At 36.8% G+C, this 26,383-nt stretch carries 23 protein-coding genes and 1 riboswitch; of the genes, 4 read left to right on the top strand and 19 right to left on the bottom strand.

What is annotated here, in order from left to right:
* Positions 1 to 2: 2 nt before the first annotated feature.
* The 3 genes from LMOATCC19117_RS07170 to murB form a co-directional block, all read right to left on the bottom strand.
* Positions 3 to 1,271, bottom strand: a complete 1,269-nt coding sequence (locus LMOATCC19117_RS07170) for an alkaline phosphatase family protein (RefSeq protein ID WP_003731450.1) — start codon at positions 1,269 to 1,271, stop codon at positions 3 to 5.
* A gap of 63 nt (positions 1,272 to 1,334) precedes the next feature.
* On the bottom strand, positions 1,335 to 2,372 hold the full coding sequence (locus LMOATCC19117_RS07175) for an AI-2E family transporter (RefSeq protein WP_003727446.1): 1,038 nt from the start codon (positions 2,370 to 2,372) through the stop codon (positions 1,335 to 1,337).
* Positions 2,373 to 2,388: 16 nt separating this feature from the next.
* Entirely contained in the window at positions 2,389 to 3,285 is an 897-nt protein-coding gene (gene murB / locus LMOATCC19117_RS07180; protein WP_003725365.1) for a UDP-N-acetylmuramate dehydrogenase, read from the bottom strand.
* A gap of 215 nt (positions 3,286 to 3,500) precedes the next feature.
* On the opposite strand from murB, the gene LMOATCC19117_RS07185 reads away from it, so the two are divergent.
* Both LMOATCC19117_RS07185 and LMOATCC19117_RS07190 read left to right on the top strand, forming a co-directional pair.
* The gene (locus LMOATCC19117_RS07185) at positions 3,501 to 4,487 is read left to right on the top strand and encodes an ABC transporter ATP-binding protein (RefSeq protein WP_003725366.1); all 987 of its coding nucleotides are present in this window, start codon (positions 3,501 to 3,503) and stop codon (positions 4,485 to 4,487) included.
* Positions 4,484 to 5,998 (top strand): ABC transporter permease/substrate-binding protein, encoded by a 1,515-nt coding sequence (locus LMOATCC19117_RS07190; protein ID WP_003725367.1) that lies wholly within the window; start codon positions 4,484 to 4,486, stop codon positions 5,996 to 5,998. Before LMOATCC19117_RS07185 ends, LMOATCC19117_RS07190 begins: the two co-directional genes overlap by 4 nt.
* A gap of 34 nt (positions 5,999 to 6,032) precedes the next feature.
* On the opposite strand, the gene LMOATCC19117_RS07195 is transcribed toward LMOATCC19117_RS07190, so the two are convergent.
* From LMOATCC19117_RS07195 to LMOATCC19117_RS07230, 8 genes are all read right to left on the bottom strand, one after another.
* Positions 6,033 to 6,863, bottom strand: coding sequence for a hypothetical protein (locus LMOATCC19117_RS07195; protein ID WP_003725368.1), 831 nt, complete (start codon positions 6,861 to 6,863; stop codon positions 6,033 to 6,035).
* 138 nt (positions 6,864 to 7,001) lie between these two features.
* Positions 7,002 to 8,348, bottom strand: a complete 1,347-nt coding sequence (locus tag LMOATCC19117_RS07200; RefSeq protein ID WP_003721929.1) for an Nramp family divalent metal transporter — start codon at positions 8,346 to 8,348, stop codon at positions 7,002 to 7,004.
* Positions 8,349 to 8,460: 112 nt separating this feature from the next.
* Positions 8,461 to 9,132, bottom strand: coding sequence for an ABC transporter permease (locus LMOATCC19117_RS07205; RefSeq protein WP_003725369.1), 672 nt, complete (start codon positions 9,130 to 9,132; stop codon positions 8,461 to 8,463).
* Positions 9,133 to 9,146: 14 nt separating this feature from the next.
* Positions 9,147 to 10,073, bottom strand: a complete 927-nt coding sequence (locus LMOATCC19117_RS07210; protein WP_003721931.1) for an osmoprotectant ABC transporter substrate-binding protein — start codon at positions 10,071 to 10,073, stop codon at positions 9,147 to 9,149.
* A gap of 1 nt (position 10,074) precedes the next feature.
* Positions 10,075 to 10,731, bottom strand: a complete 657-nt coding sequence (locus LMOATCC19117_RS07215) for an ABC transporter permease (RefSeq protein ID WP_003725370.1) — start codon at positions 10,729 to 10,731, stop codon at positions 10,075 to 10,077.
* Between the two features lie 3 nt (positions 10,732 to 10,734).
* Positions 10,735 to 11,928 carry a betaine/proline/choline family ABC transporter ATP-binding protein gene (locus LMOATCC19117_RS07220; protein ID WP_003725371.1) on the bottom strand — a complete coding sequence of 398 codons (1,194 nt, stop codon included), beginning with the start codon at positions 11,926 to 11,928 and terminating at the stop codon, positions 10,735 to 10,737.
* A 292-nt stretch (positions 11,929 to 12,220) separates the two neighbouring features.
* Entirely contained in the window at positions 12,221 to 12,781 is a 561-nt protein-coding gene (gene thiT, locus LMOATCC19117_RS07225; protein ID WP_003725372.1) for an energy-coupled thiamine transporter ThiT, read from the bottom strand.
* A gap of 67 nt (positions 12,782 to 12,848) precedes the next feature.
* Positions 12,849 to 12,959: riboswitch (TPP riboswitch) on the bottom strand.
* Positions 12,960 to 13,028: 69 nt separating this feature from the next.
* Positions 13,029 to 13,412, bottom strand: coding sequence for an MmcQ/YjbR family DNA-binding protein (locus LMOATCC19117_RS07230; RefSeq protein ID WP_003734586.1), 384 nt, complete (start codon positions 13,410 to 13,412; stop codon positions 13,029 to 13,031).
* 139 nt (positions 13,413 to 13,551) lie between these two features.
* Here LMOATCC19117_RS07230 and LMOATCC19117_RS07235 point away from each other — a divergent pair, with 139 nt between their 5' ends.
* Complete coding sequence (locus LMOATCC19117_RS07235) at positions 13,552 to 15,153, top strand: ABC-F family ATP-binding cassette domain-containing protein (protein ID WP_003725374.1); 1,602 nt, start codon at positions 13,552 to 13,554, stop codon at positions 15,151 to 15,153.
* Positions 15,154 to 15,191: 38 nt separating this feature from the next.
* On the opposite strand, the gene LMOATCC19117_RS07240 is transcribed toward LMOATCC19117_RS07235, so the two are convergent.
* The 8 genes from LMOATCC19117_RS07240 to LMOATCC19117_RS07275 form a co-directional block, all read right to left on the bottom strand.
* The gene (locus LMOATCC19117_RS07240) at positions 15,192 to 15,842 is read right to left on the bottom strand and encodes a hypothetical protein (RefSeq protein ID WP_003725375.1); all 651 of its coding nucleotides are present in this window, start codon (positions 15,840 to 15,842) and stop codon (positions 15,192 to 15,194) included.
* 52 nt (positions 15,843 to 15,894) lie between these two features.
* Positions 15,895 to 17,235 carry a dihydrolipoyl dehydrogenase family protein gene (locus LMOATCC19117_RS07245; RefSeq protein ID WP_003725376.1) on the bottom strand — a complete coding sequence of 447 codons (1,341 nt, stop codon included), beginning with the start codon at positions 17,233 to 17,235 and terminating at the stop codon, positions 15,895 to 15,897.
* Between the two features lie 88 nt (positions 17,236 to 17,323).
* A complete protein-coding gene (locus tag LMOATCC19117_RS07250) occupies positions 17,324 to 18,991 on the bottom strand; it encodes a ribonuclease J (protein WP_003725377.1) in 1,668 nt (555 codons plus the stop codon).
* 19 nt (positions 18,992 to 19,010) lie between these two features.
* Complete coding sequence (gene dapA / locus LMOATCC19117_RS07255; protein ID WP_003725378.1) at positions 19,011 to 19,892, bottom strand: 4-hydroxy-tetrahydrodipicolinate synthase; 882 nt, start codon at positions 19,890 to 19,892, stop codon at positions 19,011 to 19,013.
* A gap of 14 nt (positions 19,893 to 19,906) precedes the next feature.
* Positions 19,907 to 21,118: an aspartate kinase gene (dapG, locus tag LMOATCC19117_RS07260; protein ID WP_003734587.1), complete on the bottom strand. Its 1,212-nt coding sequence runs from the start codon at positions 21,116 to 21,118 to the stop codon at positions 19,907 to 19,909.
* 11 nt (positions 21,119 to 21,129) lie between these two features.
* Complete coding sequence (locus LMOATCC19117_RS07265) at positions 21,130 to 22,173, bottom strand: aspartate-semialdehyde dehydrogenase (protein ID WP_003725380.1); 1,044 nt, start codon at positions 22,171 to 22,173, stop codon at positions 21,130 to 21,132.
* A 197-nt stretch (positions 22,174 to 22,370) separates the two neighbouring features.
* Positions 22,371 to 24,536: a peptidoglycan D,D-transpeptidase FtsI family protein gene (locus tag LMOATCC19117_RS07270; protein WP_003725381.1), complete on the bottom strand. Its 2,166-nt coding sequence runs from the start codon at positions 24,534 to 24,536 to the stop codon at positions 22,371 to 22,373.
* Between the two features lie 129 nt (positions 24,537 to 24,665).
* Positions 24,666 to 25,274 (bottom strand): superoxide dismutase, encoded by a 609-nt coding sequence (locus LMOATCC19117_RS07275; RefSeq protein ID WP_003725382.1) that lies wholly within the window; start codon positions 25,272 to 25,274, stop codon positions 24,666 to 24,668.
* A gap of 301 nt (positions 25,275 to 25,575) precedes the next feature.
* Here LMOATCC19117_RS07275 and LMOATCC19117_RS07280 point away from each other — a divergent pair, with 301 nt between their 5' ends.
* Positions 25,576 to 26,376 carry a DUF1189 domain-containing protein gene (locus LMOATCC19117_RS07280; protein WP_003727438.1) on the top strand — a complete coding sequence of 267 codons (801 nt, stop codon included), beginning with the start codon at positions 25,576 to 25,578 and terminating at the stop codon, positions 26,374 to 26,376.
* Positions 26,377 to 26,383 lie beyond the last annotated feature (7 nt).

A 26,383-nucleotide genomic window follows, 5' to 3' on the forward strand; every position in this document is an offset into this window, starting at 1 on the left:
TTCTATTCAAATATCGCTTCTATGACAGAGCCAGCAGTATTTGGAAATTGTAAGTCCAAAATGTGTGCAAATGTAGGCGCTTCGTCAACTAAATGAGCATTGCTGATTTTGTCTCCTTTTTTAATGCCAGGTCCATTAAAAATAATCGTGGTTTTGTAATCTGGCTTTTTAGGAGAATAACCGTGAACTGCTTTATAGTAACCTGGTTTTCCAAGCATTTCATCAGTGACTTTCTCGTAAACCGGTCCATCTAAATCATCCATAAAATAAAAACCAGCCCTCCCTTCAACCATAAAAGTAGCATTAGGATCAGCACCACGAAGTGCTATTTCTTCTTTCGGCAAAATTTCTTCTATTTCAGCCATGTTTTGAAGTAAATGCTGGATTTCTTGATTATGTTGATTGTTTTTTGTGTAAATATAACTGGAACCGTCACAACTTTTAGCGTAGACATCCCATTCCGTAATCTTATCGTCCACTACGGTCATCCAGCCCTGTTTGGCAAAAAGGACATTTAGGCGTATGGCGTGTGTTACATTAATTTGATAATGATCACCTAGAATAGCAAAGACAGTATTTTCATAAATGCCAGCTTCTTTTGTAGCTTGGATAATCGCAGCTAACCGCTCATCGTGTCGTTTTAAGGCCGCTTTTGCTTCAGGGGAATCTACTCCGTGCGCATGTCGCATACTATCCATATCAACCAAATGTGTTAAAAGTAATCTTGGCCTTTTCGCTTTAATTGTATCAACTACGCTAGCTGTCAAAAATATATCTAAGTCTGGTTGGTTGATTCCCTTTCGCAGATGACCAAATTTTCGGTCCATATCTATTAAAAATAATGGTGAGCTAGCATGTAATGACACCATCATTTGCGTTAACCAAAAGCGATTTGGAAAAATTTCAGCAATATTATAATCAATTCCACTTTTTGCTGCAACCGGCCATAAAAAAGCAGCGGTCGTCATCCCTTTCTCTTTGGCTAAATCATAAAGTGTTGGTACTTGAATGGCTTTTTTATACCAATACCAATCAGGAGAATCTTTTTCAGGTTGAACTTTTGTGTTATTAATAATCCCATGAGTTGCGGGATAATGCCCCGTGATAATACTTGTGTGCGCTGGATATGTCAGTGATGGATAAATGGTTTCAACTTCTTGGATGTGAGTTCCTGTCTTAATTAATTCCCGTAAAACGGGCAAATCTGTCGTATCTTTTAAATCAAGTGCTCCAAGTGCGTCTAATGAAATCACAAAAAGATGTTTTTCCATTATTTTCTCCCCCTTCAAAAAAACAGGGATTTTCCAGAAAATCTGGAAGAACCCCCGTGTGAATTACGTATGACTGATTGTGTCCTTTGGCTGTTCGATTTCTTCTTGATTCGTAACGCCGAGCACATCTAAGAAGAACATCACAACTGGAATACCAACGATTAATCCCCAAATACCGAAGAAATGCTCTCCGAAAATAAGAATAATGAAAGTATAAAAAACTGGTAAATTTGTTTTCGCTGACATAAGTTTTGGATTAAGGACATAAGATTCGAGTGCATGGATAATAATAACAACGACTAAAATGTAGAAAATGTATTCCACGCCGCCGATAGAATAACCAATGATAGTTAACGGGACAAGAGAAATAATCACCCCTGCCACTGGAATCAAACCAAGCAAAAACACCATTATGGATAAAGTCATCAATTGCGGGAAACCTAAAATCCAAAGTGCTATCGTCGTTAAAATGGCATTCACAAGCGCAATGATAAATTGTGCTTCAATAACTTTACCAAAAGTAGCAACAAATTTGGATCCAAAGAACTTCACTTCTTCATAGATAAAACCAATTTTACTAGTAGAAAATTGATTCGTGAATGAAACTAAATGTTCTTTTCCTAGTGAGAAAAATAGACTTAACATTAGTGCGATAAAGACGTTCATCAATACAGTTCCCACATTAGTTAAATAAGTTAATATCATTGAAACACCCTGTTCTGTGTATTTCATAATATCAAATTGATTCGCTAAACTAACAATGTAATTAATGAAGTCATTGTTGCTATCTGTCGTTAAGAAAGTATTTCCGAATTTCACTAGTTGATTTATTTGATCCGCTAAGACAGGAATGTACTTAACAAATACGAAGATGATAACTGCGGCGATTAAAACATAAAGTAACAACACAATAATTTGCCGATAAATGGAGATTCTCCGTAAAATAAAATTCTCTAAACGTGTAATAAGGTAAGAAAAAATGAATGTTAGTAAAATAATATTCATTTGGCTTCTTAATAAGTATAAAACGAAGGCAATTAATATAAATACGCCAACTCGCCGCACACTACGATTTTGTAAAAATGAACTAAGCTCTTTCAAAAATGGATGCCCTCCTCTATTTATCTTCGCCTATGATTTTAACTTCTGTTTCTAACTCTACATCAAATTTCTCGCGAACCGTTTGTTGGACGTAAGCAATTAAATTCATGTAGTCAGTCGCAGTTGCCCCACCGATATTAACGATAAATCCAGCATGTTTTAAAGAAACTTGCGCGCCGCCAATAATATGGCCTTGCAAGCCACTATCTTGAATTAATTTACCCGCAAAGTGACCTGGTGGACGTTTGAATACACTACCACAAGATGGATACTCTAATGGTTGTTTAGCTTCACGTGCTGCAGTAAGTTCATCCATTTTTGCTTGAATTAGGTTTTTTTCTTCTAAGGCCAAAGAAAAAGTAGCATCTAATACGATGTAATTTTTTTCTGCAATAGTACTAAAGCGATAAGCTGCTTTTAGTTCTGAACGTTTTAGTTTTTTTAATTCACCTGTTTGTGTCAGCACGGTTGCAGCTTCTAAAACATCACTAATTTCGCCTCCGTATGCTCCTGCATTCATATGTAGTGCTCCCCCAATAGATCCGGGAATACCACAAGCAAATTCAAGTCCGCTTAAGCTTTCATCTAAAGCGAATTTTGCTGTATCAATGAGTTTGGCACCACTCATGGCGATAATTTGGGTATTGTTTCTTTCAATGGTTTGTAGTAAATCAAGATGTAAAATAACGCCGCGAATTCCGCCGTCTTTAATGATTAGATTGGAACCATTTCCGAGAATAGTAAGAGGGATTTTATTTTGGTGACAGTAGGCCACCACTTCTTGCGTCTCTTCTATTGTTTTTGGCATAACGAATACGTCTGCCGCGCCGCCTGTTTTTGTATAGGTATACTTAGACAACGGTTCATTTAATTTAATCGCTATATGCGGAAACTGTGTTTGTAAGTTATTCATTATTTATTTCAAACCTTTCATGGTTGTAGTTTAAAAATCACTTCCTTTATTTTATCATGGAACCTCTCTTTTACAAAGAATTCCATAGTTTTTTTCTTAAATTAGGAATATTTAGGGATGATTTAGGGTAATTGGATGATATGTTCTTGAGTAATATAATTAAAAATGTTATGATGTAGAACATACGTTTGATTAAAAAGGAAAGGGATGAAAAAATGATTCGTTTTGATAATGTATCCAAAAAATACAGCGATGATAAAACAGCAGCAGTAAATAATGTAACTTTGGACATAAAAGACGGCGAGTTCTTTGTTTTCATCGGACCGAGTGGTTGCGGGAAAACAACAACACTAAAAATGATTAATCGCTTGATTCCACTGACAACTGGAACCATTTATATTAATGAAAAGCGAATTAGTGATTATGATATTCATGAACTTCGCTGGGATATCGGCTATGTTTTACAACAAATTGCGCTCTTTCCTCACATGACTATTGAAGAAAATATCGCTATCGTTCCGGAATTAAAAAAATGGAGCAAGGAGAAAATTCATGACCGGATTACGGAATTATTAGATAGTGTTGGCTTGGATCCTGAAAGTTATCGTCATCGCAAACCAGCTGAATTATCTGGTGGTGAACAGCAACGGGTTGGTGTTGTTCGGGCCCTTGCAGCAGATCCTGGAATTATTCTGATGGATGAACCTTTTAGTGCACTTGATCCGATTTCTCGCCAACGTTTACAGCAAGATATTTCCGCACTTCAAAAGAAAATCAAGAAAACTATCGTATTTGTTACCCATGATATGCAAGAGGCTTTAGCGCTTGGTGACAGAATTTGCGTAATGCAAGGCGGTGAAATTGTCCAAGTAGCAACACCACAAGAAATTATGAAAAATCCAGAAAATGACTTCGTTAAAGATTTCTTAGCATCTGGACATGCTTTCAATACGCCAATTTTAGAAGCAAACTTTACGGTGAAGGACTTAATAGAAGCTGACCTGTTTTATTCGTATCAAACTAGTGATGGCACACTTGGAATTTCATCAGCGGAGCCTGTCGAAAACCTTGTTCGGCGAATCGCGGAAGAACAGTCAATTCCTGTCACAGACGAAGCAGGTAATTTTATCGGTACAGTTTCAAATAAACATGTGATGCAATTCTTAGCGCGTCATCTGGAAAGTTCAGGTGAGCTTGTATGAATACTCTTATAGATACATTTACTGTCCGTAAAGATGAACTATTCACAGCTTTAGTACAACATATTCAAATTTCCTTTGTCTCTCTTTTTATAGCGGTGTTAATTGCCTTACCTCTTGGGATTTATTTAACTAGACATAAGCGTCTCGCTGAACCAATTATTCAAGTAGCCGCTATTTTTCAAACAATTCCTTCTCTGGCACTACTTGGTTTGTTAATTCCGCTCGTTGGTATTGGGATAGTTCCAGCGATTATTGCGCTTGTTATTTACGCCCTCTTACCTATTTTAAGGAATACATATACTGGGATAAAAGAAGTCGACCCAGCCCTTGTTGAAGCCTCACGCGCAATGGGAATGAACAAATGGAAAAGATTATACAAAGTACAACTTCCTCTTGCTATGCCAGTAATTATGGCTGGTATTCGTACAGCGATGGTATTAATCATCGGTACAGCGACACTTGCTGCCTTAATTGGTGCAGGTGGACTCGGGGACTTGATTCTACTAGGGATTGACCGCAATGATAATAGTTTAATTCTATTAGGTGCAATTCCAGCAGCGTTACTAGCGATTTTGTTTGATTTCTTACTACGTTTCCTTGAAAAAGCATCTTTTAAAAGCACAATTATTACGATTTCAGCAGGTATCTTATTAACTGCCGCAATTATCGTCGTTCCTTATTTTGCGTCTGATAAAAAAGAAATTACGATTGCAGGTAAATTAGGTGCAGAACCAGAAATTTTGATTAATATGTACAAACTAGTTATTGAGGACGAAACAGATTTAAAAGTTAATGTGAAGCCGAATATGGGTAAAACGAGCTTCGTTTTTAATGCATTAAAATCAGGTGATATTGATATTTATCCTGAATTTACAGGAACAGTGCTAGAGACATTCTTAAAAGAAAATGCAAAAACACATGATCCTGAAGAAGTGTATACGCAAGCACGTGATGGTTTGGCAAAAGATTTTAATATGTCTTATTTAAAACCGATGAAATATAATAACACCTATGCTCTTGCGGTTTCACCAGAATTTGCAAAAGAAAATAATTTAGAAAAAATATCTGATCTTGGCCCAGTATCTGACCAAGTAAAAGCTGGATTCACACTGGAGTTTAAAGACCGTTCGGATGGTTATAAAGGCATTCAAGATAAATATGGTCTCACATTCTCTAACTTGAAAACAATGGAGCCAAAACTGCGATATAATGCAATTAAATCTGGAGACATCAATTTACTAGATGCTTACTCAACAGATAGTGAACTCGCCCAATATAAATTAAAAGTCCTAGAAGACGATCAGCAGCTCTTCCCTCCTTATCAAGGTGCACCGCTTATGCTGACAAAAACATTAGAAAAATACCCAGAACTGAAAAAACCATTAAATAAACTAGCTGGGAAAATTACAGATGATGAAATGCGTAAAATGAATTATGAAGTGAATGTAAATGGCAAATCAGCTTATACAGTTGCCAAAGACTATTTGAAAGATCAAGGTATTATTAAATAAAAAAAGCGAAGTGGTTTTACGCCACTTCGCTTTTTTATTGTCTAATTAAGTTTTTGACTTTATTAATGTTTGGTTTGTAAAAACGACAATGTGTTTCAAATTCTTTGTTGAATTCAGCAGCTCTTTGGGTTAGTGATTGCTCGTGATCAAGCATCAAGCCTTCTTCAAGTAGTGGTCTAAGTGAAATAATTTGATCGAAAACAAGACCGGCATTTGTGTCACTTAGAACAGATACCATTTTACTTAACGCTTTTTGTTTGTCAGTAGGTAATTCTTTTTGATGAAGATGGAACCATTTTGCTAATTGTTTGCGATTTTTTCGGGTTGCTTCTAAATAAATACTTTGCGCATAAGCTGCTTTAGCAAATGCAATCGATAAATTTTCAGCGGATTCCCAGTCTTCTTCTAGAATTTCACCTTGCATTTTGATTTTTTGATTGAGTAGAGTAATATCTTCTTGATAAACATCCATTTTGCGTTGTTGTTGCTTATAAACCTCCATCGCTAAATTAAGTTCATCAATAGTTGGCTGCATTTTTTCACCAAAAATAGTATTATCATTTAAAATCAATTGTGTTTGCTCTATTTTTTCAGCAATAATGCTATCGCGTTCTTTGATTACATGTGCGCGTTTGCCTAAGTATTCAAAATAGAAATTATACTTTTGAATGCGATTAACTACTGCTTCTGCTTCTTTCACTGTGGCTGGTTCTTCTTGTGAATTTAATACTGTCACACCAGCTACTTTACTTAATTTAGTATAAATAATAATTGTGAAAACTTCTCCGCTCAAATTGATTGTGTACGGTAGTTTATGTTGCTGTTCTAAAAGCCTTTTATGTTGTTTTAATAGTTTATCCGTCATCGTTAATCAACACCTTTACTACGCCATTAGTATTATATAATTCAATTATATAGTATAAAGATGAAAATTTCGAGGGAAAGAAATGAGAAAATTATTTTTAATTGTTTACATAATATAATTATTGTCTTCTTCCCTTATTTATAATGACGTCAAAGTATAAAATAACAAGTAGATGTTTAAGACTGCAATAAAAATGGCGACAGCCCAAGAAATGATTTTTAACCATGTTGGATTGACGAATTCGCCCATCTTTTGTTTATCACTTGTGAACATAACTAATGGGATAACTGCGAACGATAATTGCATTGATAGAATAACTTGGCTAAAAATGAGTAGTTCATTGATACCATTTGCCCCGTAAAGTGCTGTGATAATAACAGCTGGAACGATTGCAAGTACACGTGTTAACAAACGGCGCACTACTGGTTTTAAACGGATATTAAGGAAACCTTCCATGACGATTTGACCAGCTAATGTTCCTGTTAAAGTAGAATTTTGCCCTGATGCGAGTAATGCTACTGCAAAAACAGTGCTGGCGATACTGCTTCCAAGTGTTGGATTGAGTAATTTGTAAGCATCCTCAATACCAGCGACATTATGCTGACCGGTCGTATAAAATGCGGCAGCCGCTAAAATTAAAATCGATGCATTGATTAATAATGCAATCGTTAAAGAAAAAGTGGAATCGATAAAGGAAAAACGAATCGCTTCTTTCTTCCCTTCTTTTGTTCGAGCGTATTGTCTGGTTTGAACAATAGATGAATGCAAATATAAATTATGTGGCATCACTGTTGCCCCAAGAATACCAAGTGCAATATAAAGCATAGCTGGATTAGTAACAATTTCTGATTGTGGAATAAAACCTTTTGCTATTGCTTGCATATCAGGATGAGACATCACCATTTCCGCACCAAAACATACAAGAATCGTAACCATTAAAGTAATAACAATAACTTCTATGTAGCGGAAACCTTTATGTTGTAAAAATAATACGAGAAAAATATCTAATGCAGTAATACAAACTCCCCAAATTAATGGAATCCCAAATAGTAAATTAAGCGCAATCGCACTACCGATGACTTCTGCGATATCTGTTGCTATAATCGCTAATTCAGCTAAAATCCAAAGAACGAATCCAAATGGTTTAGAAAAGTGATCACTTGAAGCTTGGGCTAAATCGCGACCGGTGACAATGCCTAATTTTGATGCAAGTGATTGTAATAAAACGGCTAGAATATTAGAAATTAAAATAACGGATAACAATGTGTAACCAAACTCTGACCCGCCGGCAATAGATGTTGCCCAGTTCCCTGGATCGACATAGCCGACCGCAATAAGTGCACCTGGACCCATAAAGGCAAATAATTTACGGAAAAATTTTGCGTTTTTAGGAATAGCTACGGAATTATTTACTTCGCTTAAGCTGGGAGCATTCTGTGCTTTTCTCCAGCTTTGTTTTGTACGTTCTGTTTTATCCTTTTTCATGCTCCCTGACCTTCTTTCGTTTATGATAAAAAGTTTACTACGGGAAACATTCTTTGTCAAACGAAAAACACAACCGTTTTATAGAAATGATAGGTTGTGTTTTCGTATATTTTTATAAGGCTTCGGTTAGTGATTTTCTTTTGTTTTTAACTGGGTTTAGTGTGCGTTCGACCCAACCGAGAAGTACATCGGCTAATATGGCCATAACTGCGGTTGGGATAGCACCAGCTAAAATGATAGCAGTACCATTTGTTGCATTTGTTCCGCGTACAATAATATCACCGAGACCTCCTGCTCCAACGAATGTCCCAATTGCCGCTACACCAATAGCAATAACAAGTGCATTTCGAATACCTGCCATAATAACAGATAATGCGAGTGGCATTTCTATGAGGCGTAGTACTTGCCATTTTGTCATCCCCATCGCTTTACCAGATTCTAAAAGTGCGCCATCAACGTTTCTAATGCCCGTATAGGTGTTTTTTAGAATTGGTAGTAAAGAATATAGGAATAAGGATAAGACGACTGTATTCGTCCCTAAGCCCATTATAAGCATAAGTACGGCTAACATTGCTAGTGCCGGAATTGTTTGGATGATATTAGCGATTTGGATAACCCAGCCAGCTAAGCGTTTTTTTCTTGCAATATATACTCCGAGCGGTATTGCGATGATTGCTGCGAAGATAACTCCGTAAGCACTCATCAAGAAATGCCGCCAGAACTCTTCCATGACATAACTTCCATTTGTTTGGTAATAATCAATTAATTGTTTTAATGTGTCCATCTTTTGGCACCTCCTTAGTTTTTACCTTCAAAGTAATTATTTTTTTGCAAGAATTCTTGCGCTACGATGGACGGTTCTTTCAATTTGCCATCCGCTTCATAATTAAGTTTTTGCATTTCTTCTGTCGAAATTTTACCTTTTAATTTATTGATAGTCGTTTTTAATTCTGGATGTTTCTTTAAAATTTCATCTGTTGCTAGAGCTGAAGCATCATATGGTGGGAAGAATTTTTTATCATCTTTTAATAGTTTTAAATTGTAAGTTGGGATACGTCCGTCTGTTGAATAACCAAGCGCCACATCCATTTGATTGTTTTTAAGTGCTGTGTAAATCAAGCCGATTTGCATTGGGAAAATTTTCTTGAATTCGATATCATAGGCTTTTGAAAATGCTTTATAGCCATCGCCTTCACGTTCCATCCAAGAATTATCGACACCAGCAGTGAGCTCATTTTCTACTTTTCGCATATCACTTACGGTGTTTAAATTGTATTTTTTCGCAGTGTCTTGGCGTACCATAAACACATACGTATTAGCAAAACCGTAAGAATCAAACCAGGTTTGGTGGAAACGTTCTTCAAAACCTTTCTTAACAGCTGCTAAAGCTTTTTCTGGATCTTTAATTGCTTCTTCACCAAGTGGACCAACTAAATCTGTACCGGTATATCTTGTTGCAGTAATATCTACGTCCCCATTTAACATCGCTTGGTGCTGAACGATAGTTGATCCAAGGTTGTTGACGATTTCTACTTTTAGGCCAGTATCATGTTCAATTAATTCTTTTAAAATATTCGAAACGATTTGAGATTCAGTTGTTGCCATTGCACCGATGCGAATAGTATCTTTGGAACTGCCTCCAAGTCCTGGTAAAGAACAGCTAGATAAGAAAAGAGAACTAGTTAGTAGTAATACGCTGAATAACGCGATAAATTTTTTCTTCATGTTATTCTCCCCCTTCCCGAGCTTCGCGGATGGCTTTTGGAGTTAGACGATATTCTAATTTTCCAAGCGCGAATTCTACTACAAGGGCTAAAATGGTAACAGGAATTGCCCCACCAAGAATTAAATCGGGGCGGTATAAGTTTAAACCATTAAAAATAAAGTCTCCTAGTCCACCAGCTCCAATGTAAGAAGCAAGCGTTGCCCAAGCGATAACATATACTGCAGATAAACGAATACCAGCCATAATAACGGAAATGGAGTTAGGAATTTCGACATTAATAATTAGTTGCCAATTCGTCATCCCCATGCCGCGACCAGATTCAATTAAATTTTTGTCGACTCCTCGAACACCAATAAACGTGTTTCGTAAAATTGGTAAAAGTGCGTAAATAAATAACGCAATAATCGCTGGTAATGTACCAACACCAAGAAACGGAATAATAAACGCCAAAATGGCAAGAGAAGGAACGGTTTGCAAAACACTAACAACACCAATTACAAAATTTGCTACTTTTGGTGAGCGTGTAAGTAAAATCCCAGTTGGTACTGCAACCGCAATACCTAAAATAACAGCAGATAAGGAGATAAATAAATGTTGCCATGTTTGAACAAGCAAGTTATGGCCGTTTTCTTGGAAAAATGTAACAATTGCGTCCATAGCTTATCCCTCCTGCTTCATTTCTGGTTCTGTCGTTTTGGAATCCGCCTGTTCCTCCTGATTTTCTGTCGCATCTTCTACCGTACCCCAAATGGAGTCATACACGATATCCACTAAGCTGGCACGAGTAACAATTCCGACAAGTCGTTTATCTTTATCCACTACAGGAATGTATTTATAGCCGCGTTTTAGAATCCGTTGTACAGTATCGCGAAGCAAGGTATCTTCATACACATAAAAGACATTTTTCTCGATGATATCCATGACAGAAGTTGCCGTACGACGATTTAAATCAATTTGCTCTACATCGATAAATCCTTTCAACACGTTACCTTCATCGACAACAAGTAATGTATCTACTCGTTTCTCTTTCATCACAGTAATCGCAGCTTGGAGTGATTTGTCCGCTGTAATAGAGACTGGATTTGTGTTCATGATTTGTGCTACTTGTGTAACATCTGGTTTCGCTTCAATTAAGCGATCTTTACCGATGAAATCTTCTACAAACGAATTCGCAGGGTTACGCAAAATTTCATCTGGAGTATCAAATTGAACAATTTCACCAGCTTTCATAATGACGATACGGTCCGCCAGTTTAATCGCTTCATCCATATCATGGGTAACAAAAATAATCGTCTTGCCAAGTTCTTTTTGCAAATTTTTGAATTCTTCTTGTAGGGAATCACGAGTAATTGGATCTAGTGCTCCAAAAGGTTCATCCATCAGAATTAAGTTTTGCTCTGCTGCAAGCGCTCTTAAAACACCGATACGTTGCTGCTGTCCACCACTTAATTCGTAAGGGTAACGGTCCAAAAACTCTTCTGGTAAATCTACTAATTTAATTAATTCTTTTGCCCGTTCTTGTTTTTTCTCTTCGGACCATTTAAGTAATTTTGGTACAAGGACGATATTTTCACGAATCGTCATATGTGGCATCAAGCCAATTTGCTGAATAACATAACCAATAGAACGTCTTAGTTTGACGGGATCTTCCGCCATGATGTCTTTATCATTAATAAATATTTTTCCTTCTGTAGGTTCAATAAGCCGGTTAATCATCTTCATTGTTGTCGTTTTCCCACAACCACTTGGACCGATAAAACAAACAAATTCTCCTTTATCGATGTTTAGTGTTAGATCATTAACTGCTTTTTTGCCCCCTTTATAAGTCTTTGTTACGTGTTCGAATTTTAACACGCTTACACACCTCCATTTTTTCTTTACCAATACCAAAAAAATTGGCAATCGGTAACTAATTTCCCTAACTAGTATAGATTTAAACTTTTTAAATACAAAAAAACAGCTTAAAGACAGTGTTACATTCAAACGGAAGTTACTAAACAAGATGATTTCGTACTTGTGGCACGTGTGACATCGATGCTAAACTCGTAATCGTGAAAATGAGCATTGTAATAAGCTGCAATATAGTATTTATTTAATTATAACACACTTAAAAAGGCCCAAAAGCAATTGCTTCTGGACCTTTTGGTTATTTTGGTAAAAATAATTTTGGTGAAGTCTTCAATAATATCGAAATAATGATACCTGAAACAAGGACGGTACCAAGGCAACTAGCTCCATTCATCACGATTGAAAATAGTTGTGCTCCCCAACCTTGAAATGCATAAGCACCCCAGAATAATACTCCTGCGACATAGTGCCAAAAATATCGAGCTACTCCTCCAATAATCATGGTTCCCCACGCCCATTCAATTGCTTTTTTGAGTTGATTAGCAGCTAAATTACTTCGAACTTGCTTGCTAAAGACACCGCTGAAAGCAATAAAACTGAATGCCAAAATATACTCAATAATTGCCTGGGAGGGCATTAATATATATGCCTTACCTGTTAAGAAATGTAGTAACCCCCATAACAATCCTGCGAATCCAGCCGCCCAAAAACCGCGTCGAATCGCGATAACATACATTGGAATCATTCCAAGCGAGATGGAAAAACTGGAACCAATGTCTAGCGGGATGAAACTTAATACCATCGCAACTGCAGCAAAGATAGCACACTCAAGTAAAATGATTAATCGTTTGTTTTGCATAAAAAATAAACTCCCCTCTTCTTTTTGGTCAAAAACGTACCCCAGAAGAAAGCAGTTTCTATTGTTAGAAATGCAATCGCCACAATCCCTACGCTCGTATTAACGAACAGGTTCAAAGGGTCAGAATCCAAAAACACGTGGACTCAATCTCAGCTAAGAAGCCCCCCCTGTGGTAACGTCTATGAAATTATCGTACAACAATCATTATAGCATGAGATGTTTTTTTGTAAAGAATTATTTGTTTTCTTTAATCAATTGCAGAAAATCTTACAGTATTTTGTGCTTTTTTCGGTAGTTTATCAAAAATAAGCTGATAACTATTTTTGATTAAGGCAAATTCAGTTTCTGCTTCCACATCGTAATTTTCATTTATTACAAGTGTAATCCAATGCTTTTTATTTAAATGGTAACCTGGTTTTATGCTCAAATATTCATCACGCAACAAATCAATTTTTTCAGGCTGACATTTAACGCTAACATATAAATCCCCGTGATACATATGTATGAGCGCAAATATCTTCCCACCAACTGTTAAAGCGTGCGTTTTTTTATCAAACGGAAATGTTTCTTTGGCAGCTTGCAAAGTCAGACAAAGCGCGACTTTTTCTTGTAAAATTTGTTCGTAATTCATCCGGCTCTCCTCCTTATTTTGATATTATAACATTTATTTATGTGTGTATGCTTTCTTTGCTACACTAACCATGTTAAAATAGTAGTAATTGTGCTTTTTCTGATTTCAAGAAGAAGTAACTTAGTATTGGAGGAAGAAAATGTTAACTGTAAATAATGTTGGCTTACGCTACGGCGATAAAAAGCTATTTGAAGATGTTTCGATTAAATTTTTACCAGGTAACTGTTATGGTCTTATTGGAGCGAATGGTGCTGGTAAATCAACGTTCCTAAAAGTGCTTTCTGGCGAGCTTGATTCACAAAGTGGTAATGTGCATATTGGTTCAGGTGAGCGTCTAGCTGTCCTTCGCCAAGATCATTTTCAGTATGATAATGAACTAGTTCTTAACACAGTAATCATGGGACATGAACGTCTATACAAAATTATGGACGAAAAAAATGCCATTTATATGAAAGAAGATTTCAGTGATGAAGATGGTATCCGCGCTGCAGAACTAGAAGGCGAATTTGCTGAATTAGATGGTTGGGAAGCAGAATCTGACGCTGCTGTTTTATTAAACGGCCTAGGTATCCCTACTGACTTACACGGAAAACTAATGAAAGATTTAACTGGTGGAGAAAAAGTGAAAGTGCTTCTTGCACAAGCTTTATTCGGTAAACCAGATATCTTACTTCTGGATGAGCCTACCAACCACCTTGACATCCGTGCGATTCACTGGTTAGAAGAATTTTTAATCAACTTTGATAATACTGTTATCGTAGTATCCCATGACCGTCACTTCTTAAATAAAGTGTGTACGCACATTGCGGATCTTGATTTCAGCAAAATTAAATTATATGTCGGAAACTATGATTTCTGGTATGAATCAAGCCAATTAGCTCAAACAATGATGGGCGATCGTAACAAGAAAAAAGAAGAAAAAATGAAAGAATTACAAGACTTTATTGCTCGTTTCAGTGCGAACGCATCGAAATCAAAACAAGCAACAAGTCGTAAAAAAATGCTCGAAAAAATCACGCTGGAAGATATTCAACCTTCTAGTCGTCGTTACCCTTTCATTCAGTTCAAACCAGACCGTGAAGTTGGAAATGACCTTCTAACAGTAACAAACTTGTCTAAAACAATCGATGGTGTGAAGATTCTTGATAATCTTTCTTTCTCGATTAATCGAAATGACAAAGTTGCTTTAGTTGGCGATGATGAGGTTGCTAAAACAGTTCTTTTCCAAATCCTTGCTGGTGAAATGGAACCTGATGAGGGTAGTTATAAATGGGGAATTACAACAAGCCAAAGCTATTTCCCGAAAGATAACTCAGAGTTCTTTGAAGAAAACGACATGAGTCTTGTAGAATGGTTACGTCAATTCTCTCCAGAAGATGACAGTGAAGCATTCTTACGCGGCTTCCTTGGTCGTATGCTATTCAGTGGCGATGAAGTACTTAAAAAAGTACGCGTCTTATCTGGTGGAGAAAAAGTTCGTTGTATGTTATCCAAAATGATGCTTTCAGGTTCTAACGTTCTTTTACTAGACGAACCTACTAACCACTTGGACTTAGAATCCATTACAGCATTGAATAACGGCTTGGAAGCATTTAAAGGCGCAATGATTTTTGCTTCTCATGATCATCAGTTATTACAAACAATCGCAACGCGCATCATTAACTTATCAAAAGACCAATTTTACAATAAAGAAATTTCTTATGATGAGTATCTAAAAGAAGTAATGAACGTAGCAGAATAATGACAAAAAAACAATATCCCATTTTCGGGATATTGTTTTTATTTTAGTTCGATTTTGCCAGTTTCTGTCGTGATTGGTGTGGATGAATCTTTCAGATAGCTTAGAAAACTATAAGAAATCCATGAAATATCAGAAACTTTGTCTAAATTATCTACGGGAAAAACGATTTTTCCTTTGGCAGTTTCGCCAGGCTTAATTTCAGTTGTATCAAAATTAGATAAAACAGCGTCTCCTCCATTTAAATCTAACTTGTTTGCCTCTAGTTGTCCTTGGTTTGGATAGGTTTCGAGAGTTTTAACTGCATTGTTGGTAATTTCTAAAGCGATAGTAATACTACCGTCTACTGGCTTACTTGCGGATGTTGAATAAGTTTCTTTTTTTTCGACCGTCACAGTAGTGATTTTTTTCTTAATATTATCTGCGGAATCTTCAAAGTTAACTTTATACGTCTTCGTTTCTTCTGGGGTAGCTTGACTTGTTCCTTTAGAAGAATAATTAAACACATCATTTTGTACTTGCTGATAATGTGAAAAACTAACAATGATACCAATAATGGAGCCAACCATTAATAACATCCCTGCACTAGTTAAAATAGCTCCAATCTTCCGTCTGGCTGGGAAAAATAAAATTACGATACCTGCGATAAAAATTAAGAAAGCACATATTCCGGCAATGATCCAAATTTCCATCTTATTTGCTCCTTTTATGCGAATTTCTCCCTCACTATAACATATTTAGCCTCTAGTTCAAAGCAGTTAAGTCACTTGCTGGAGATGGATAGGCAAATATAACAGATTGTAAATCAGCCAAAGTTAGATTAGCTTTCATTAAGATGGCAACGTAATTTATCATATAATCTGCTTCTTCACTAAGAAAATGAGCGCCTTTGATTTGCCCCGACTCTCTATCTTCAATGATTTTTGCGAGCGCAATTTGTTCATTGGTTCGTTTATAAGTATACCAATTTGTTGTGTCGTGATTTTTAATTTGATATTTTTCTGGATGCGCTTTTGCTTCTTCTGCGCTTATACCAATGCTTGCCAGTTTGGGGCTCGTAAAAACGACGCTTGGTATTGCTGGATAAATCATTTTTTCGTCGCCGCCAATGACATTTTTAGCAACAAATGCTGCTTCCATGCTGACAACGGGTGTTAAAGGTGCTCCTTTTGTTGCCGCGACATCGCCACATGCGTAGATATGAGGGTTATTAGTGGTTTGAAGTTTTTCATTAACGATAATGCCTTTTTTAGTGTAGTCAATGTTGGCATTTTCCAATGATAAATGCGCGATATTTGGTTTTCTACCAGTTGCCCCAATAATTAAATCTGTCTGTAATGAAAATCCATCTTTGCCATGAATATGCAGTTTTTCCCCCTTATTTTCAACCTTCGTAATATCTGTGTCAAAATGGAAATGGATACCTTCTTCTTTCATATTGGACACTAATGCAGCCACGAAATCAGGATCAAATTTTTTTAAAGGTTCACTATTATGGTGGATAATATGCACTTCTCTCCCTGTTGCGAGTGCTATGGAGGCAAATTCAAATGAAATATAGCCACCACCAATAAACACGACAGAATCAGGGAGTTTTTCAAGTGATAAAAAATCATCACTGGTTTGAATGTATTCTTGCCCTTCTACTTTTAACGTGCTTGGTGTTGCTCCTGTTGCGATGACAATTTTATTAGCTTGTATTAAATCATCGCCGACTTGTAAGGAATGGGAATCTTGGAAACTAGCTGCACCAAAGAATGTTTCAATCCCGGCTTCTTGAAAGTTTTCCAAACGACTTTCTGGCACATTCTCAACAAAAGTTTCTTTAAATGCCATTAAATCTGTCCAGCTAATTGTCGCTGCTTGCTTAATACCTTTGCCGCGAAGTCTGGTAGAAAGATTTCTTGCTTCTCTTGCTCCGACGAGAACTTTTTTAGGGTCGCATCCTCTGAGGACACACGTTCCACCCCAACTCCGCTCCTCTACAATTGCTACTTTTAATCCAGCTGCCTGTGCTTCAAATGCTACCGTTGTACCACTTGCGCCACTTCCGATTATTACTACATCATATGTAAATTTTGCCATTTAAATCACTCCTTCCTAGCTTGTTTTCCCGTCTGATTTCACTTTCAAACGAAAAAAACTGCCACACACGAATGTGTAGCAGTTCATTCTAGACTTCCATAATAATTGGTAAAATCATTGGACGTCGTTTTGTTTGTTCAAATAAGTAGCGATTTAATTGGTCACGAATGTCTTGTTTTAATTTCGCCCATTCAAAGCCGGTTTCTTGAAGATTTTTTTCAACAATTTTTGTAACAACTTTGGAAGATTCTTCAATCAAATGTTCTGATTCTCTCACATAAATAAAGCCACGTGAAATGATTTCTGGTCCTGAAGTAATGGTTTTTGATTTACGATTAAGTGTTACTACAACAATGAAAATCCCGTCTTCTGAGAGCAATTTACGGTCGCGTAGCACGATGTTACCAACATCACCAACACCTAAACCATCAATTAAAGTATTACCAGAGTATACGCGATTACCAGCTGTCATTTTATCATTTTTATATTCTAAAATTTCACCTTTACCTACGATAAATACTTCTGATTTTGCCATACCAACTTCATGAGCTAATTTAGCGTGACTGATTAACATGCGATATTCTCCGTGAACTGGAACAAAATATCTTGGTTTTAATAAGTTAATCATTAATTTTAAATCTTCTTGGCTTGCATGGCCAGAGATGAATAGATTGTTACTCATAGTGAGCACTTTCGCGCCTGCTTTATAGAGCATATCCATTGTTTTAGCCATCATTGTTTCAAGAGATGGTGATGGCGTCGTCGTAATGTAAACAGTATCACCAGGTTTGATGTTGAATTGTGGATGATTTCCTTTAGTCATTAATTGTAATGATTGAATTGGTTCTCCTAGATTACCTGTTTCAATAATAGTAATTTCGTCATCGCTATATTTTTTAAGTTCTTTTAACGGAACAATTAAGTCTTCTTCAATGACGATTTTACCTAAACTGCCAGCAATTTCGAAAACGCGCTCTAATTCTTTACCAACAATAGCGACTTTACGTTTGGTTGCAACGGATGCATCGAGTACTTGTTGTAAGCGAATTAAATTAGAAGCTACACAAGCAACGATAATTCTGCCATCTGCCATTCTAAAAGCATGTCTGATCTCTTCTTCAATTAAACTATCGCTAGACGTTGTTCCAGGGTGCTCAGCCTCTGAACTATCTGAAAGTAAAGCTAGTACCCCTTTTTCGCCAAATTCTGCAATGTGGCTTAAATCAGAAGCATAGCCGTCCTTCGCTGATTGATCGAATTTGAAATCCCCTGTATAAACAATAGATCCTTCGCTTGTTTCAAGAACAATCCCAACAGAATCAGGAATAGTGTGCGTTGTACGGAAAAAGGAAACATCAATTTTTGAAAAGGATAAAGTTGTTTCTTCGTTAACGACATGGAAATTCTTGAAGCGTAGTTTACGGTGTTCTTTAAGTGCTGATTTTGCCAGTGCTATCGTTAATTCTGTACCATAAACTGGTGCTTTGATTTTTTGAAGCAAGTATGGCAATGCTCCAATTGCATCTTCGTGACCGTGTGTTAGGAAAACAGCTTTTACACGATCTTTATTTTCTTCTAAATATTTGAAATCTGGAATAACAATATCAATTCCTAGTAATTCATTTTCTGGGAACATTAAGCCCGCATCTAATATAAAGATATCTTCGTCTATTTCTACTACATATAAATTTTTGCCACTTTCATCGACACCGCCGAGTGGAATGATTTTTATGTTTTTCGCTTTTTTTATTGTCAAAGCGTAGACCTCCTTTGAACTATTTAGAAAGTCCTTCTAATATAGCTTGTAATTTCGTTCCTTGTTCAGCATTCAAATCTACAAGTGGTAGTCTTACAGGCCCAACGCTAATGCCTTGTTGATTGAGTAAATATTTTGTCGGTGCTGGGTTTGGTACAGAGAATAAACCGTTCATGAGTGGCAATAATTCTCGGTGGATTTGAGCAGCTTTTTGAACTTCTCCACGCTCAAATGCTTGAATCATTTCTTGCATTTCATTTCCTACAACATGGCTAGCAACAGAAATAACGCCGTTTCCACCAACTGCAAGGATTGGTAAAGTTAAGCTATCATCCCCACTGTATACTTGGAAATCGTCTGAGGTTTCAGCAATGATTTTACTTATATTATCCAAGTTACCGCTAGATTCTTTTACACCAACAATATTAGGTAATTTTGCTAGGCGGATAATTGTTTCTGGCTCGATATTAACCACACTACGACCCGGAATATTATAGATAACTACAGGTAAATCAGAAGCTTCAGAAACCGCAGCAAAGTGCGCGTATAACCCATCTTGATTTGGTTTATTGTAATACGGTGCAACGATTAAAACAGCGTCAATTCCACCGAGTTCAGCAACTTCTTTTGTAAAAGCAATTGTTTCAGCTGTGTTATTGGAGCCTGTTCCAGCAATTAATTTTGCACGTCCGTCATTTGTTTCAATTACTTGGCGGAATAATTTTATTTTTTCATCATGGGATAAAGTTGGAGATTCGCCAGTTGTTCCAGCGATTACTAAACCGTCTGAGCCATTTTTGATTAAGTGATTCACGAGATGATGAATTCTTTTTTTGCATACTTTATCTTTCTCTGGGTGAATTGGTGTCACCATTGCTGTAATTACTTTCCCTAAATCCATCTTTCATTTCCTCCTTACTTAATTTCCAAACAAAATACGTCATGAAGGGCATTGACTGCTGAAATTAAGTCCTCTTCTTTTACTAATACCCAAATAGTAGTATGACTATCCGCTGATTGTAAAATAGGGATATTTTTTTCAGATAATGCGCCAACGATTTTTGCAGTAACACCGGGAACGCCTGTGATTCCGGCGCCAACAATAGAAACTTTCGCACAAGCTTGTCGTACAGTTGTTTGTAAGTCTGCATCTTCTAATAGTTGTTTTACTACATGAGATTTTTCTTCTGGCACCGTAAAAATGACAGAGTTGGTAGAGATGTTAATGAAATCAAGGCTGATTCCTGCATCTGCTAATATTTTAAAAGCGAGTTGTTGCGCTTTTACCGTATCTGTTTGTACGGATATTTGTGTTAAATTGGTTACATGTGCTACACCGGTTACTATTCGTTCTTTCACGTCAAAATGATCTGAATCATTGGTTAATGAAGTAACAAGTGTTCCAGTGCTTTCCAAATAAGTAGAACGGATTCGCATAGGGATTTTTGCTGTCATCGCGATTTCGACTGCACGTGGATGGATAACTTTTGCTCCTTGGTAAGCCATATTACTTACTTCGTTATAGCTTACTTGTGGAAGTGAACGTGCGTGTTCTACAATACGTGGATCGGCTGTCATCATTCCATCTACATCTGTAAAGATATCAATATAGTCTGCTTGTAACGAAACTCCTAGAGCCGCTGCGGATGTATCACTTCCTCCGCGTCCTAATGTGGAAATATCCCCATTTGCAGTAATACCTTGGAAGCCAGCAACTACAGCTACATCAAGGTTCGTTAATGCATCTTTCAAACGAGCTGTATCCACTTCTGTGATTTTTGCATTTAAATGGTCGTCTGATGTAATGATGCCTGCTTGACCACCAGAAAACGCCTCTGCTTTAATATTTGCTTCTTTTAACATATTGGTAAATACAGATGCTGAAATAGTTTCGCCTACAGAGAGTAAAGTATCTTGTTCTCTTGCTGTTAGCTTTGTATTTTTAGCACCAATAAGTTCTAATAGTGTGTCTGTCGCATAAGGATCTCCGTATCTACCAATGGCTGAAACGACAACAACAACTTTATATCCTTCTTTTAGTACTTGTTTGATATGATTGAATGCCATCAAACGTGATTTTTCATTTTGTACGGATGTTCCGCCAAATTTTTGGACAATAATTTTCATTACTTACACCTCTAAATAATCGCTAGTTTAACTAAACTTTCAGCTATTTGAATCGAATTCCATGCGGCACCTTTTAGTAAGTTGTCAGAAACAATCCACATATGAAAACCTTTAGGATCGTCAATGTCAGCACGAATACGACCAACGAAGACTTCCTTCTTACCTGCAGCTTGAACAGCTTGTGGGTAAACTTGATTTGCTGGGTCATCTTCTAGGACAATACCAGGTGCGTTTTTTAGTTCATTTTGGATTTCTTTAGCAGTTATGCCTTCTTTATCCACTTCGATATAAACACTTTCAGAGTGTCCGCTAACTACTGGGATACGAACGCACGTAGCAGAAACTTTTATTGTGTTGTCTTCCATGATTTTTTTTGTTTCATTGATCATTTTCATTTCTTCGTATGTATAGTCATTCTCTGTGAAAACGTCAATTTGTGGCAATGCATTAAAAGCAATTGGATAATGTTTTTTGTCCCCTTTAACGGGCATGATTTGTGGAGTGAATTCTTTGTTATCTAAAACTGCTCTGCTACCATCTTTTAATTCTTGAATCGCGCTTACACCAGAGCCAGAAACAGCTTGATAAGTGGAAACAATAATACGATTTAAGCCGAATGCTTCTCGAATCGGTTCGAGGGCTGCTACCATCTGAATAGTGGAACAGTTAGGATTAGCAATAATACCCTTATGTGAGAAAAGTGCTTTTTCATTCACTTCTGGAACGACTAAAGGAACTGTTGGATCCATACGATATGCACTCGTGTTATCAATAACGATAGCTCCACGTTTAACTGCTTCTTTCGCAAGTGCTTTCGATACAGAACCACCAGCGCTAAATAAAGCGATATCTACGCCTTCAAAACTTTCAGGTGTGGCTTCTTGAATAGTTACTTCTTCACCACGGAAGGATAGTTTTTTTCCAGCAGAACGAATAGAAGACAAGAATGAAACTTGCTTTATCTTAAAAGTCGCCGCCTCTTCTAGTAATTCAATCATTTGGGTACCAACTGCACCAGTTGCACCTACAACTGCGACATGATAGCTTTTTGTCATAGTTTACAATTCCTCCTTCAATTTAATCCTCGTATTCCTGCCTAAAAACAGAAATCTGGTTAATTTTACACTTACTTTATCATACCATAAACAAAGCCTTTTCGCAGTTTTTTCTACGCATTAGCAACTATTTTTTTAAATTGTTTGTTAGTTTGAAATAAAAAAACCACTTCCAAATAAATGAAAGTGGTTTTTGATTAATTTTCGGTTTGTTCTGATTGTGCTTTCGCAGCAGCTTCTTTGTTGTTAATTGGTTGTTCTACTTTTGAAGTATCTTTTTTCGATTCAGAGCGTTCTTTTTTAAGTTCGAAGTATTTGTCGAATACTTCTTTGGAGATTTTCATATTTGTTTTTTGGTCCGTACCATATGGACGATAAATCCAAGGAACAACAACGGAAATTGCTATTTCCGGTTTTTCCACTGGCGCATAACCGACGAATGTTGTATTCCAAACACTGGCCATTTTGTTACCTTCTTTTGGTCCATCATAGAACGCATCTGCGGTGCCTGTTTTACCAGCGACATCGTAATCACTTGAAGTGAAAACAGTTCTTGCGGTACCTGTTGAACCATGTGTTACTTCATAGAAGCCTTGTTGTACTGTTTTGATATCACTTTCAGAAACACCGATTTTATTTAATACTTTTGGTTCATTAGCTGTTGCAAGTGTTCCGACAGAGTCACCATTAGTACTTGGATTTCTAATTTCTTTTACCATACTAGGAGCGATTCTTGAGCCCCCATTGGCAATAGTAGAAACATATTGAGCCATTTGAAGTGGTGTGTAGGAGTCATATTGTCCGATAGCGAAATCGAGAATTTTACCGATTGTTTGGTCGTCCCCTTTATAACCAGTTTGTTCACCTGGAAGGTCGATGCCAGTTTTTACACCTAGACCGAATTGGTTGTAGTAGTAACGCATATCGTCAAAGGTGCTAAGTGGTGCTCTAAGAGGTCCGTTTGGTACATAGTTTGCGCCACCCATTTTCATTGCAACTTGGTACATATAGGAGTTAGAAGAAATTTCTAAAGCTCCTACAGGGTCAAGTGGTCTATTACCAGCTCCGGTTCTGTTAAACCATGAGCTCTTTGGTTTTGTTCCTTTTAGTACAATTGGTTGGTCAGTGAAAACAGTTTTGTTTGTAATAGCACCGTCCATAATACCACCAAGGATAGTAGAACCTTTGACAGCAGAGCCCATTGCGTAGGCAGTTGTAAATGTACCAAGGGAATAATCTTCAAACTCGCCCTTGTCATTTAGTTTCTGTCCTGCTAATGCAAGGACTTCTCCAGAATATGGATCCATGGCAACAACGAATGCGCGGTCAAATAAATCTGAACCAGCATATTGTTTACCTTGTTTGATGTTTTTTTTGAGAATTTCTTCTACTGCTTTTTGAAATTCAACATCAACAGAAAGAACTAAATCTTTCCCTTTGGAGCCTTCGTATTTGTTGACAGTTTCAATAATATTACCTTTAGAATCAAGTACGCTTTCTGATTGAGATTTTGATCCAGCGAGCACACTTTCATATTGAGCTTCTAGATAGCTTTTACCAACGCGATCATTACGACTATATCCTTGAGATAAGTAGTATTCCGCTTTGTCTTTTGGTAGACCTTCTTTAGCTGTGGAAACAGAACCTAAAATTGAGCGTAAAGTTTCATCATATGTGTAATAACGATTCCAGTCTGTAGTAGTATCTACACCAGGTAAACTGTCCATATTTTCACTGACACGTGCGATTTCTTCGTCTGTTACATCTTTATTTTTCACAACAGATTCAGTCATAGCATATCCAGTTGTCATTTTCTTATAGATGGTTGCTACTTTTAAGTCTTCACTGGTCAAGCTAGCGATATCTTCTTTTGTCACTTTGTCAACTTGGATTTTGTAGGCTTTAGATGAATCAAGCGCTTGTTCTTTCGCTGATAAGCGGTTTAGCGATTCGGTTTGATGCGTTAAAATCCAGTAATCTTTCAAATCACGGTCAGTTAACTTTTCAGGCTCGACAGTAATTAGCTTTTCTAATGTTTGGGCTACATGTAGAGTTTCTGCAGTCTGTGTTTGTTGACTACGTGTGTAAGTAATAGATTTAACCGCTGAATTACCAACCAGCAAATTGTAATTTCGGTCATAAATGCTACCACGTGGTACGTTTTTGGAAACTGTTACGTTATCTGTTTCTTCTAATTGACGTTTGTACGTATCCCCTTGCACAATTTGAACAATACCAAGACGTAAAATTAACACGGAGAATAATATAAAAATAATAAAGAATAGAATATTTAAACGTAGTGGAATGATGGCGCGTTTCTTCTTAGTGGAATCTTTTTTCTTTTTTCTAAAATTTAGTTTCACGCATAGTTACCTCACTTTTCAATAATACCTTTCCCTATTGTAGCTGAAATAACATGATTTTTCCACTGTAAGTTCATTAGAAATTCATTAGAAATAAAAAAAGACCCACCGAAGTGAGTCTTGTGATTATTATTTAGCTGCGTCAAAACGTTTGTTAGCTTCATCCCAGTTAATAACATTCCAAAATGTGTCGATATATTCAGGACGACGATTTTGGAATTTAAGGTAGTAAGCATGTTCCCAAACATCTAAGCCAAGAACAGGTGTTTTGCCATCGCTTAGTGGAGAATCTTGGTTAGCTGTAGAAACGATTTCTAATTTGCCATCATTAACTACTAGCCAAGCCCAGCCAGAACCAAAACGTGCTGCAGCAGCTGCATTGAATTTTTCTTTAAATTCGTCAAAAGTACCGAATTCGCTTTCGATTGCTGCTTTTAAATTACCAGTTGGAGCGCCGCCACCATTTGGGCTAAGAATAGACCAGAATAATGTATGGTTAGCATGACCGCCACCGTGGTTACGGACAGCGCCGCGAATATCTTCAGGAACGCTATCTAAGTTAGCTACTAATTCTTCCACAGATTTGCTTGCAAGTTCAGGATGACCAGCAACCGCTTCATTTAGTTTTGTCACATAAGTATTGTGGTGCTTTGTATAGTGAATTTCCATAGTTTCTTTATCAAAATTCGGCTCCAAAGCATCATAAGTATAAGGTAATTTAGGTAATTCGTAAGTCATTAAAAATTCCTCCTTGTATTGTTTTTACGTGAAAAGAAATGACGTATAAGGCAAAAGTTTCATGTCCTATTTCAATAGAACTACTATCAACCTTAAAAACAGTTTCTTCTTACACCATTTAGCCTACCATGCTCCTGAAATGCTTGCAATTTTTCTGCTCAGTGATGTTTCAACATTGATTTTGCAACCATTTCGAGCTATGATTAAGTTTAGGTGGAAAAAGTACGTTCTTTTGCACATACATGTATCTTTTTCCCTGAAACTCAAAAGTTAAACCATTAGGCGAGGTGTTGAAAAAAGAATGAATATTTTTAAACGCTTCTGGAAGAGTTTATACTCCCCTGCGGATATAGCATCGTTTCGAAATGATAAAATTAGGAAAAGTATCGTGTACATTATTGTTTTATCATTTGTAACATTCCTTCCATTAGCATATTTTACAAACATTACAACAAAAAATGCACTTAAAGTTGGCGAAGAAACTATCACCAATGAAATCCCCGATTTTAAAGTGACTGATGGCAAATTAGTGTTAACAGATAAAAATGCAAAGAATATACCTATCTCGATTGATCAAGATGAACTACATATTTATTTTGATGCTTCTGGAACACTGGATAAGGATGATGTAGATAATAAAATCGCTTCTTATGATAGCGCGGTAGCTTTTCTTTCAGATAGTATTTATATTACTGCAGCTGGTGTTTCGCAATCTGTTAGTTATGACACAGCAGGAATTAGTGATAAGTCAGATTTAGTTCATTTATATAATTCGATTGAGTCTTTAGCTAAATACTTTATTCCAATTGCTTTACTAGTGCTCTTTATCTTTACGTTAGGCTCGGTCTTCTTCCGAGTAGCACTGTATGCACTTTTCGGATTTATCCTTTCTGGATTTGGCCGAACTGGTATCGCCTTCCGCCAAAATTGGATGATTGCTTCTTACAGTATTACCCTGGCAGCAGTTTTCACTATGATTATGGAAGCTTTACAAATTATTGTTCCTTTTGGAATGGAAATTAATATGGTCGTGAGTATGATTTTTGTTTTCCTTGCGATTCGTTCAATTCCTCCAAGCGAGCCTACAATTTTAGAGAAATAAATGATAG

Origin of the sequence: Listeria monocytogenes ATCC 19117 (genome assembly GCF_000307025.1) — a bacterium.
Taxonomy (GTDB): Bacteria; Bacillota; Bacilli; order Lactobacillales; family Listeriaceae; genus Listeria; species Listeria monocytogenes_B.

Bases quoted from the DNA above. Each gene is read 5' to 3' on its own strand.
- LMOATCC19117_RS07205 (WP_003725369.1), bottom strand. From the start codon at position 9,132: ATGGACACATTAAAACAATTAATTGATTATTACCAAACAAATGGAAGT.
- LMOATCC19117_RS07200 (WP_003721929.1), bottom strand. From the start codon at position 8,348: ATGAAAAAGGATAAAACAGAACGTACAAAACAAAGCTGGAGAAAAGCA.
- LMOATCC19117_RS07210 (WP_003721931.1), bottom strand. From the start codon at position 10,073: ATGAAGAAAAAATTTATCGCGTTATTCAGCGTATTACTACTAACTAGT.
- LMOATCC19117_RS07235 (WP_003725374.1), top strand. From the start codon at position 13,552: ATGTTAACTGTAAATAATGTTGGCTTACGCTACGGCGATAAAAAGCTA.
- LMOATCC19117_RS07245 (WP_003725376.1), bottom strand. From the start codon at position 17,235: ATGGCAAAATTTACATATGATGTAGTAATAATCGGAAGTGGCGCAAGT.
- LMOATCC19117_RS07215 (WP_003725370.1), bottom strand. From the start codon at position 10,731: ATGGACGCAATTGTTACATTTTTCCAAGAAAACGGCCATAACTTGCTT.
- murB (WP_003725365.1), bottom strand. From the start codon at position 3,285: ATGAATAACTTACAAACACAGTTTCCGCATATAGCGATTAAATTAAAT.
- thiT (WP_003725372.1), bottom strand. From the start codon at position 12,781: ATGCAAAACAAACGATTAATCATTTTACTTGAGTGTGCTATCTTTGCT.
- LMOATCC19117_RS07195 (WP_003725368.1), bottom strand. From the start codon at position 6,863: ATGACGGATAAACTATTAAAACAACATAAAAGGCTTTTAGAACAGCAA.
- LMOATCC19117_RS07185 (WP_003725366.1), top strand. From the start codon at position 3,501: ATGATTCGTTTTGATAATGTATCCAAAAAATACAGCGATGATAAAACA.
- LMOATCC19117_RS07275 (WP_003725382.1), bottom strand. From the start codon at position 25,274: ATGACTTACGAATTACCTAAATTACCTTATACTTATGATGCTTTGGAG.
- LMOATCC19117_RS07265 (WP_003725380.1), bottom strand. From the start codon at position 22,173: ATGACAAAAAGCTATCATGTCGCAGTTGTAGGTGCAACTGGTGCAGTT.
- dapA (WP_003725378.1), bottom strand. From the start codon at position 19,892: ATGGATTTAGGGAAAGTAATTACAGCAATGGTGACACCAATTCACCCA.
- LMOATCC19117_RS07280 (WP_003727438.1), top strand. From the start codon at position 25,576: ATGAATATTTTTAAACGCTTCTGGAAGAGTTTATACTCCCCTGCGGAT.
- dapG (WP_003734587.1), bottom strand. From the start codon at position 21,118: ATGAAAATTATTGTCCAAAAATTTGGCGGAACATCCGTACAAAATGAA.
- LMOATCC19117_RS07170 (WP_003731450.1), bottom strand. From the start codon at position 1,271: ATGGAAAAACATCTTTTTGTGATTTCATTAGACGCACTTGGAGCACTT.
- LMOATCC19117_RS07190 (WP_003725367.1), top strand. From the start codon at position 4,484: ATGAATACTCTTATAGATACATTTACTGTCCGTAAAGATGAACTATTC.
- LMOATCC19117_RS07240 (WP_003725375.1), bottom strand. From the start codon at position 15,842: ATGGAAATTTGGATCATTGCCGGAATATGTGCTTTCTTAATTTTTATC.
- LMOATCC19117_RS07230 (WP_003734586.1), bottom strand. From the start codon at position 13,412: ATGAATTACGAACAAATTTTACAAGAAAAAGTCGCGCTTTGTCTGACT.